Origin of the sequence: Lysobacter antibioticus (assembly GCF_001442535.1) — a bacterium.
Lineage (GTDB): Bacteria > Pseudomonadota > Gammaproteobacteria > Xanthomonadales > Xanthomonadaceae > Lysobacter > Lysobacter antibioticus.
Genome location: NZ_CP013141.1, coordinates 4,173,349 through 4,182,516 on the forward strand (window position 1 = coordinate 4,173,349; position 9,168 = coordinate 4,182,516).

Below are 9,168 nucleotides of genomic sequence, written 5' to 3' on the forward strand. Positions count from 1 at the left end.
TGGCGCCCCCAGGTCGGCGCCGTCGTTTTATCCTGTCCGTTCCGCCCCTGCGAAGCTCCGTCATGACCCGCCTGCGTATCCGCGATGCCGTTCCGACCGACCGCGACCTGATCGCCGAGTGGATGATCGCGATGGCTTGGGAGACCGAGCACAAGCGTCTCGATCCGGATACCGTGCACGCCGGGGTCGCCAACGGCCTGGCCGACGCGGCCAAGGCGCGTTACTTCATCGCCATGCGCGAAGCCGATGTCGGCGGCCACGAAACCATCGCGGTGCCGGCCGGCACCTTGATGCTGACCCACGAGTGGAGCGACTGGCGCAACGGCGACTGGTGGTGGATCCAGAGCGTCTACGTGGCCCAGGCGCATCGTCGCCAGGGCGTCTACAACGCTTTGCACAGCCACGTCGCCGCGCTCGCCCAGGCCACCCCGGGCGTGGTCGGCTTGCGGCTGTATGTCGAACGCGCCAATGCCAATGCGCAGCAGACCTATGCGGCGATGGGCATGGTCGATGCCGGCTACGACATCTACGAGCAGCACACCTGATGCGACGATGAGCGTGGGGAGTTTGGGCCGCTGATCGAGCGTCGGCCGAGTCGAATCACCGATTTCATGTGCCTGGTTTGCTGTGGCCGGAGCCCGTCAGCGTTCGCCGGCGGCGCTGCAGCAGAGCAAATCCCCCACGTCCGCTACGCGGCCGTTCGCCCCCTTTGCAAAGGGGGCAACAGCGGATGCGTGGTTCTTGGCATCGTCGTCGGCGACGCCGACAGACGAATCAAAGCTGGTTGGCTTCGCTCTCGCCGTCGCAATGCACGAACGTCACCGGCACGGCATGGGCGCCGAGCACGGCCGAGATCTGTCGCAGCCGCGCTTCGAAATGCTGGTAGCGGCGGTTGAGCTTGTCGCGGCATTCGTCGGTATTGCATGGCGCTTCGGGCGCGTAGCGCGCATGCCAGGCGGCCGGCGAGAACAGGGCGATGCGGGCCTCGCCTTCGCTGTAGTGGATCAGCGGCTCGGGACGGGCGTCCAGCCATTCCTCGCCGTCGGGCTGCAGCAGGGCGGTTTCGAGCAAGGGCCACAGCGGGCCGAGCCCGGCGTGCTCGTACTGCATCGCCATCATCGCGGCGAGGTCGTGCACGGTCAGGTAGCGGGCGTGTTCGACCTGCAGGCCGAACGCGGCCTGCGCGGCCAACGCGGTGCCGGCGCCGGCCATGCCGCGCTCGAGCAGGCTGGATTCGAGGATCTCGCCGACGCGGGCGACGACCTCGGCCTCGCCGCTGAGCACGAACGGCACCAGCCGCAGGGGACCGCCGGCGAAGTCGGGCGAGGGCGCCAGGGCGCCGGGCAGGCGTTCGTCGTGGGCGCCGAAGGCGATCACCCGCGCGGCCGAGGCGGCGGCGCGGTCGCGCGGCGCATTGGCGGCCAGCTGGTCGAGTTCGCGGTGCAAGGGCCAGCCCGGGCGCAGCAGCTCGACCGGGTCGTAGTGCGCGCCGACGGTGATCAGGTCCAGGCCGCCGGCTTCGGCGGCGAACGTGGCCAGGTCGCGCGCGATCTTCTCCGACAGCGCCCCCGCATCCTGGAGCGGCAGGGCATTGCGGTCGACCGCGGCGTCGCCCTTGAGTTCCAGCGCGAGCGCGCCGAGGACGTGCAGGGGCGCGGACGGAGCGCTGGCGGGAGAGCTGGCTGAGGTCATGATCACCGAGGATACGCTGGCGTTTGGTAGAGCGCGTGTGCAGCGCTACACTGGGCGCCATTATGCCCGCTCCGCTGCGGCGGGTCGGTTCGAAACTCCCTGTGAGGTGTACCGATGCGTCAAAACCGTCCCGTCGCCGTGCTCGGTGGCGTGCGTATTCCGTTCTGCCGCCAGAACACCGCCTATGCGGATGTCGGCAACCTCGGCATGTCGGTGCGCACCCTCGGCGCGTTGGTCGAAAAGTTCGGCTTGCACGGGCAACAGCTCGGCGAAGTGGCGATGGGCGCGGTCATCAAGCACAGCAGCGACTGGAACCTCGGTCGCGAGGCGGCGCTGTCGTCGGGGCTGTCGCCGCTGACCCCCGGCATCACCCTGCAGCGCGCCTGCGGCACCTCGCTGGACTCGATCATCACCGTCGCCAACAAGATCGCCCTGGGGCAGATCGACGTCGGCATCGGCGGCGGTTCGGACACCACCTCGGACGTGCCGATCGTCTATGGCAAGAGCCTGCGCCGGCGCCTGCTGGAAGCCGCGCGCGGACGCAGCACCAAGGGCAAGCTGGCCGCGTTCAAGGGCTTCAGCCTGCGCGAACTCAAGCCCGAGTTCCCCGGCGTGGCCGAGCCGCGCACCGGCAAGAGCATGGGCGAGCACTGCGAGGACATGGCCAAGCAGTGGAACATCTCGCGCGATTCGCAGGACGAATGGGCGCTGTCCTCGCACCAGAAGCTCGCCGCCGCTTACGAGCGCGGCTTCTTCGAAGACCTGGTGGTCAGCTTCCGCGGGGTGTCGCGCGACAACAACCTGCGCGCCGACAGCAGCCTGGAAAAGCTCGCGACCCTGAAGCCGGCGTTCGACAAGACCTCCGGCCGCGGCACTCTGACCGCAGCGAATTCCACCCCGCTGACCGACGGCGCGGCGGCCTGTCTGCTGGCGTCGGAAGAATGGGCGCAGGCGCATAACCACGAAGTGCTGTGCTACCTGCGCGATGCGCAGGTAGCGGCGGTCGATTTCGTCCATGGCGAGGGCCTGCTGATGGCGCCGACCGTGGCCGTGCCGGAGATGCTCAAGCGTAACGGCCTGACCTTGCAGGACTTCGACCTGTACGAAATCCACGAGGCCTTCGCCGCCCAGGTGTTGTGCACCCTGCGCGCCTGGGAGAGCGAGGACTACTGCAAGACCCGTCTCGGCCTGGACGCGCCGCTGGGCCGCATCGACCCGGCCAAGATCAACCCCAACGGTTCCTCGCTGGCGGCGGGTCATCCGTTTGCCGCGACCGGCGCGCGCGTGGTGGCCACTGCCGCGAAGGAACTCAAACAGCGCGGCGGCGGCCGCTGCCTGATCTCGATCTGCACCGCCGGCGGCATGGGCGTGGTGGCGATTCTGGAGCGTTGATGGGCGCTTGATCTTGCCGGAGCGATGCGCGGCAAGATTGTCGCGACGTGGTCGCGACGTGGTCGCGGCTTGTGGTCGTAATCCAGTAGAGCGCCGCTCCTACTCTTTGAAGCCACGGCCACGACGTTTCAATCTCGCGTCGCTTGCGGCTTGAGCCGCAGGGTAGGAGCGACGCAAGTCGCGACCGATCCCGGTGTTTCGGCAATCAAGTGCAAAGCTTCCGTCCGCTGACGCGGCCGGGTTACTTTCTTTTGCTGGCCCAAAAGTCCGTCTGGATTCCCTTCGGTCAAAGCTAACCAAAGAAAAGGCCTTCCTTGACGAAGCTCCCCTGCGAGTACGCAGCTCGCGCCGGGATTTTTCGATAAGACGTCCCTGTCTTATCGAAAAACGGCGCACGTCCTGTGCGCCGCCCTACGGGTCTACGGTTGCATCGCGAGTTCGGAACTGCGCCAAGCTCATCACGTCAACGTCAACGCTGTTGAGACATAGGCGGCCCCCCGGGTCGACGACGGCCGCTGAACGATCGCGGTCGCGGCTCGCGCCGCTCCTACCCCGAAGCAGCGTTGCTGTTGCTGTGCGCCGTCCCGCACTTGCGAAGGCAATCGAAGACCCGGAGGGCGGCCCGCATGGATGCGGGCCGTTTTTCATCGGGACAGGGATGTCCCGTATGAAAAAGCCCTGCGTCGGCATCGAGCGCGCGGGCCCTTGATTCAAAGAAAAGCATTTTTCTTTGGTTACCTTTCTTTTGTTGCTTATGACAAAAGAAAGTAACCCGCCGCTTTAGTGGCGGAAGCTTTTGGCGTTTGATCTTGCTACGCAAGAAGCTACAAGCCACAAGCAAGTGCAAAGCTTCCGCCCCCTAAAGGGTGCGGGTAACTTTCTTTTGGCCAAAGCCCCAAAAGTCCGTCTGGATTCCCTTCGGTCAAAAGTCACCAAAGAAAAGTGCTTTTCCTTGACGAAGCTCCCCTGCGAGTACGCAGCTCGCGCCGGGATTTTTCGATAAGACGTCCCTGTCTTATCGAAAAACGGCGCACGTCCTGTGCGCCGCCCTACGGGTCTACGGTTGCATCGCGAGTTCGGAACTGCGCCAAGCTCATCACGTCAACGTCAACGTCAACGTCAACGTCAACGTCAACGGCAACGTCAACGTCAACGGCAACGGTAAGCGCCTACGACCATCACGTCGCCGGCGCGCCGCGGCTGGTGCCGGCGATGTACTGCGGCGGCCACACCGCGCTCGGCGGGGTAGTGCCCTTGGCCCGCATCTGCGCCTGCAGTTCGGCCTCCAGCACGAGCTGTTGCATCGCGAAGGCCGGGTTGCCGGCGAGATTGTCGTTCTGCTGGGGGTCGGCGAGCAGGTTGTACATCTCCCAATCGCCGCCCTGACCCGGGTCCGACGCCGACCCATACACCGCATAGGTCCACTGCGTCGAGCGGATCGCGCGGATCAGGCTGGGGCCGTCGCCGGCGATGTCGTCGTAGGTGTAGTGCACGTAGTCCTGCACCGAACTGCTGCTGCCTTCGAGCACCTGGCTGAGGTCGGTGCCGACCAGGTCGGGGAACTGCCCGCTCACGCCGAGCAGGCTGGCCAGAGTCGGCAGCAGATCGACCGAGCTCGCCAGGGCCTGGGTGGTCTGCGCCTGCGGCCAGGCCACCGGGTTGGAGAACAGCAGCGGCACGTGGATCGCTTCGTCGTAGGCGTTGACGAATTTCTCGACCATGCCGTGCGAGAGGCCGAGTTCGCCATGGTCGGCGAAGCGCACGATCAGGCTCTGCTGGATCAACTCGCTGCCCATCGCGTCGAGCACCTGTTGGATCTGCGAGTCGACGTATTCGACGAGGTAGGCATAGAAGTCGACGAAATCCTGCTGGCTGGCCTGACCTTCGCTCATTTGGCCCCAGGTGAAGCTCGACTGCGCGCGCGGCTTGGTCGACAGGTCTTCGTCGGCATTGGCGGGGATCGGCGCATCGGTGAGGCTGTAGGTCGCTTGGTCGTAGAAGGTCGAGGCCTCGTTCAAATAGCCCAGGTGGGCGTCGTGCGGATTGACCAGCGACACCACCAGGCAGAACGGACTCGCCGGCGGCGCTTGCAGGAAGGCGCAGGCGTCGGCGACGTAGCGTTGATCGTTCTGGTTCGGCTGCGCCGGTTGGCCCGGCGGCAGCAGCGGCTGCAAAGGGATCAGGGTGCCGCCGCCGAGGAAGGTGGTGCCGAGGTTGAGTCCGGCGTCGTTCGGGTCCCAGCTCTGGAAGCCCCAGGGCTGCAGGTCGGTGCTCAGTGAGCCGGGCTCTTCGCCGCCGAGCAGATGCCACTTGCCGATCCAGTAGCAGTCGTAGCCGGCGGCCTTCAGCACGGTGGCGAGGTTGGGTACGCCGTTGGGGAAGTACGGCGGCAGCGGCACGTCCGGTTGCGGCAGGGCTTGCTGGCCGGTGGTGGTGCAACCGGTGCGCGCCGGGTACTGGCTGGTTAAAAAAGTCGCGCGGCTCGGCGAGCACATGCAGGCGCCGGTGAAGGCGTTGGCGAACTCGATGCCGTTGGCGGCGAGTTGGCGCATCGCCGGCATCTTCGCCGCGAGCGTGGGCTGATAGGCCGCCGGCCATTGCAGCAGGCTGCGTTCCTGGTCGGTGACGATCAAGATCAGATTCGGTTTGTTGCCGTTCGAGAACAGATCGCTCAAGGCCATGACGGTCGCTCCGTGAAGTGCAAGCTCAAACGCGCGATGCATCGCCCTCAGGCCGGCACCCACCGTGGCGCGATGCCAGGCTGTGATCGCGGTCACGCCATGACGGCGCTCGGCGCCGGGTTGCGGCTCGATGGGCGGCCCGGAACCGCATGGATCGGGCGGTTCCGTGACCGGCGTCGCCCGGGTTCACGAAAGTCGGTTTGCGGGCGCTGGCCCAGCTTCCATGCGCGATGGTACGGTCGTTGCGCAACAAACCATACGCAAACGTATCTAATCGTGCTGGTCAATCCTTGGGAGGGGATGAACTCATGCGCAGAATCTGGTCGTGGTTCGTGTCGTGTTTGGCCCTGTTCGTCGTCGCCCTGCCGGTCGCGGCGGGCGGATTCACGGGCAGCTACCAGCGCATTCCGGGCTGGGACGGGGCCGAAATGGGCGCTTTCGTCATGCTGCCCAAGGACCAGGGGCCGGGTCCGTTTCCGCTCGTGGTGATGCCGGCCAGCTGGGCGGTGCCGAACCTCGAGTACGTCGGCCGCGGCGGCATTCTCGCCAGCCAGGGCTATGTGGTGGTCAGCTACACCTCGCGCGGGTTCTGGGATTCGGCCGGGCAGATCGACATCGCCGGGCCCGGCACGGTCGAAGACGTCAGCGCGGTGATCGACTGGGCGCTCGCGCACACGCCGTCGAATCCGGCGCGGATCGGTGCCAGCGGCATTTCCTACGGCGCCGGCATCAGCCTGCTCGCGGCCGAGCGCGACCCGCGCATCAAGGCGGTCGCGGCGTTGAGCGGCTGGGCCGACCTGGAAGCCTCGCTGTACGCCAACCGCACCGTCAGCCAGCAGGGCGCGGCCTTGTTGGTGGTGGCCGGCAGCCTGACCGGCCGGCCCGGTCCGGAACTGGCCCAGGCCACCGCGCGCATGGCGTTCGGCGATTTCGACGGCGCCGTCAACGGCCTGCTGCCGGTGATTCCGCAGCGCAGCCCGGCCACCGAGGCGGCGGCCTTGAACCGCAACGGCACCGCGGTGCTGCTCGCCAACGCCTTCAACGACAGCCTGTTCACCCCGGGCCAGTACATCGATTTTTACAACGGCCTGAACGGGCCGAAGCAATTGCTGTTCAGTCACGGCGACCACGCCACGGTCGAAGCGCCCGGCGCGCTCGGCCTGCCGAACGAGATCTACGATGCGGTCGGCCGTTGGTTCGATCGTCACCTCAAAGGCCGGGCCAACGGCGTCGACAGCGAGTTGCCGGTGCGCCTGAAATCGCAGGACGGCGACTGGCGCGGTTACGCCGACTGGAATGCGGTGCAACGCGGCGCGACCGTGTACGCGCTGAGCCGGCCGACCGGCCTGTTGGCGCCGACCGGCGAGTTGTCGAGTTCGCCGAGCACCGGCTGGAACCATTCGATCCTGACCGGCCTGCCGACCGTCGCCGATTCCGGCGTGGCGATGATCAGCGGTTTCCTGCAGTCGCTGCAGATCGCTCCGCAGGCCTCGATCCCGCTGGTGGCGCGTGCCGGCGCCGGGGTGTGGTCGTCGCCGACCTATTGGACCGGCAAGCAGCTCAGCGGCATGCCGCAGTTGCACGTCACGGTCACGCCGACCCAGGCCGAGGTCAGTTTGTTCGCGTATTTGTACAGCGTCGACCTGCTCGGCAACGGCACGCTGCTGAGCCACAAACCGTATTCGCTGCGCGGGGCGACGCCGGGCGTGGCGAAGACGATCGACCTGCGCATGGAAGCGACCAGCTGGGATATTCCCGCCGGTCGCAAACTGGTGCTGGTGGTCGACACCGTGGACCCGCGCTACACCGCGGCCACGCGCATCGGCGGCTCGGTGAGTTTCAGCTCGCCGGCGTCGAATCCCTCGACCCTGACCGTACCGTTGCGCTGAGTCTCGGCGCAAAGCAACTCGCGACAACGGCGCCCCAGGGCGCCGTTGTCGTATCGGCGCTGCGCTTGCGTTGCGCGCGTGCCCGGCTAGGATGAGCTGCGAAGGGGACGCAGAGGACGCGATGTCGAGCTTCAATCCGTACGAGGCGCCGAAGAGCGCGCTGGTCCACTCGCCTCGAGACACCGGCGAGCAGGCCGGGCCCTGGCGCGACGGCAAGGACCTGGTGGCCCAGCGCAGCAGCGAGTTGCCGGCGCGTTGCGTCAAATGCAATGCCGAAGCGACGGCGCCCAAACTGCTGCAGCGCTATTACTGGCATCACCGCGGCTGGCACCTGCTGATCCTGTTCAACCTGGTGATCTACGTGATCGTGAGGGTCGCGATCCGGAAGAGCGCGCGTCTGAACGTCGGGGTCTGCGCGGTGCATGCGCGCCAACGCTTGGTCGCGATGTGGCTGGCGGCGATGTTGCTGTCGGCCAGCGTCGCGACCTTGCTGGTTGCGATGAACCGACAACTCGGCGGCGAGATGTATCTGTTGAGTCTGGCCCTGTTGATCGCCGCGATCGCGGTCGGCCTGGTCAAGGCGAGGTTGCTGTATCCCAAGCGGATCAGCGAGCGTTATGCGCGCTACGCCGGATGCGGCGACGAGTTCCTCGCCACCTTGCCGAACTTCGGCGACAGCGATCGTTGAGCGTCGGCGCCGATCCGGGCGCATTCGAACATGGCACAAAAAAACGGCCGCTTCGAAGGCGGCCGTTTTCGTCGGGGTCGCGGCTCAACCGCGTAAACGCGGCATGCCGTGTTCGTCGCGTTCTTCGATCACCGCCTCGTCGAAGATCTTCTGGCGCAGGTCGCGGCCCGGCAGCTCGGTGGCGGCTTCGCCGCGCGCCGCGCGCAGAGCGTTGACGTAACTCAGGCGGGCGCGGTTTTCGTCGCCGGCCTGGGCGTAGCCGTGGCCGAGCTCTTCCCAGGCTTCGCTGTTGGCGCCCTGGGCGAGCGCACGGTGCAGATAGGCCTCGGCCTGCGGCCACTGGCCCTGGGCGCGGCACAGGCGGGCCAGGCTGACCAGCAGGCCCGGGCTGCCCGAATGCGCCTGCAGCCAACGCTCGGCATTGCCGCGGCGCGCATCGAGGCGGCCGATCGGCAGGCGGCCGTACAAGGCCGCCAGCGATTCGTCCCAACGCGTGTCGAGCGCCTGCTCCAGGCTCTTGGCGGCGGCTTCTTCCCACCGCAGCGCGGCGGCGCGTTCGGCATAGGCGGCGACCGTGGCCGGCTCGCTCTTCAGCGGCTTCGGCAGGGTTTCCCAATGGTCGGCGAGGACGTTGGCATCGGCGGCTTCGCGCAGCGCCGCTTCGGCCCAGGCGGCTTCGAGCTGGGCGAGGCGTTCGGCCGGCCACACGCTGTGCTGGCGCAGGGCGCCGAGCAGGCCATAGGCTTCGCCGGCGCGGCCGAGTGCGGCCAGGGCCTGCGCGCGCAAAGCCAGGCCGCGCGGCGGCAGCGGTTGCACGTTGGCGGCA

The 9,168-nt window shown here is 67.1% G+C and carries 7 protein-coding genes (1 of these 7 only partly in view); 4 read left to right on the forward strand and 3 right to left on the reverse strand.

Annotated features, from left to right (window positions below):
* Nucleotides 1-62: 62 nt before the first annotated feature.
* Entirely contained in the window at nucleotides 63-545 is a 483-nt protein-coding gene (locus tag GLA29479_RS16960) for a GNAT family N-acetyltransferase (protein WP_057919447.1), read from the forward strand.
* 229 nt (nucleotides 546-774) lie between these two features.
* Here GLA29479_RS16960 and GLA29479_RS16965 read toward each other — a convergent pair whose 3' ends face one another.
* Nucleotides 775-1,692, reverse strand: coding sequence for a hypothetical protein (locus tag GLA29479_RS16965; RefSeq protein ID WP_057919446.1), 918 nt, complete (start codon nucleotides 1,690-1,692; stop codon nucleotides 775-777).
* Between the two features lie 114 nt (nucleotides 1,693-1,806).
* On the opposite strand from GLA29479_RS16965, the gene GLA29479_RS16970 reads away from it, so the two are divergent.
* Complete coding sequence (locus GLA29479_RS16970) at nucleotides 1,807-3,084, forward strand: acetyl-CoA C-acetyltransferase (protein ID WP_057972298.1); 1,278 nt, start codon at nucleotides 1,807-1,809, stop codon at nucleotides 3,082-3,084.
* Nucleotides 3,085-4,262: 1,178 nt separating this feature from the next.
* On the opposite strand, the gene GLA29479_RS16975 is transcribed toward GLA29479_RS16970, so the two are convergent.
* On the reverse strand, nucleotides 4,263-5,765 hold the full coding sequence (locus GLA29479_RS16975) for a sulfatase family protein (RefSeq protein ID WP_057972299.1): 1,503 nt from the start codon (nucleotides 5,763-5,765) through the stop codon (nucleotides 4,263-4,265).
* Between the two features lie 308 nt (nucleotides 5,766-6,073).
* Here GLA29479_RS16975 and GLA29479_RS16980 point away from each other — a divergent pair, with 308 nt between their 5' ends.
* Together GLA29479_RS16980 and GLA29479_RS16985 are read left to right on the forward strand one after the other, a co-directional pair.
* Nucleotides 6,074-7,654, forward strand: coding sequence for a CocE/NonD family hydrolase (locus GLA29479_RS16980; protein ID WP_057972300.1), 1,581 nt, complete (start codon nucleotides 6,074-6,076; stop codon nucleotides 7,652-7,654).
* Between the two features lie 121 nt (nucleotides 7,655-7,775).
* On the forward strand, nucleotides 7,776-8,342 hold the full coding sequence (locus GLA29479_RS16985) for a hypothetical protein (protein ID WP_144436584.1): 567 nt from the start codon (nucleotides 7,776-7,778) through the stop codon (nucleotides 8,340-8,342).
* An 84-nt stretch (nucleotides 8,343-8,426) separates the two neighbouring features.
* On the opposite strand, the gene GLA29479_RS25805 is transcribed toward GLA29479_RS16985, so the two are convergent.
* Nucleotides 8,427-9,168: the 3' portion of a heme biosynthesis protein HemY gene (locus GLA29479_RS25805; protein WP_057972302.1), read on the reverse strand. Its footprint extends 8 nt past the window's final position; only the last 742 of its 750 coding nucleotides appear in the window; its start codon lies off the right edge, out of view; it ends in the stop codon at nucleotides 8,427-8,429.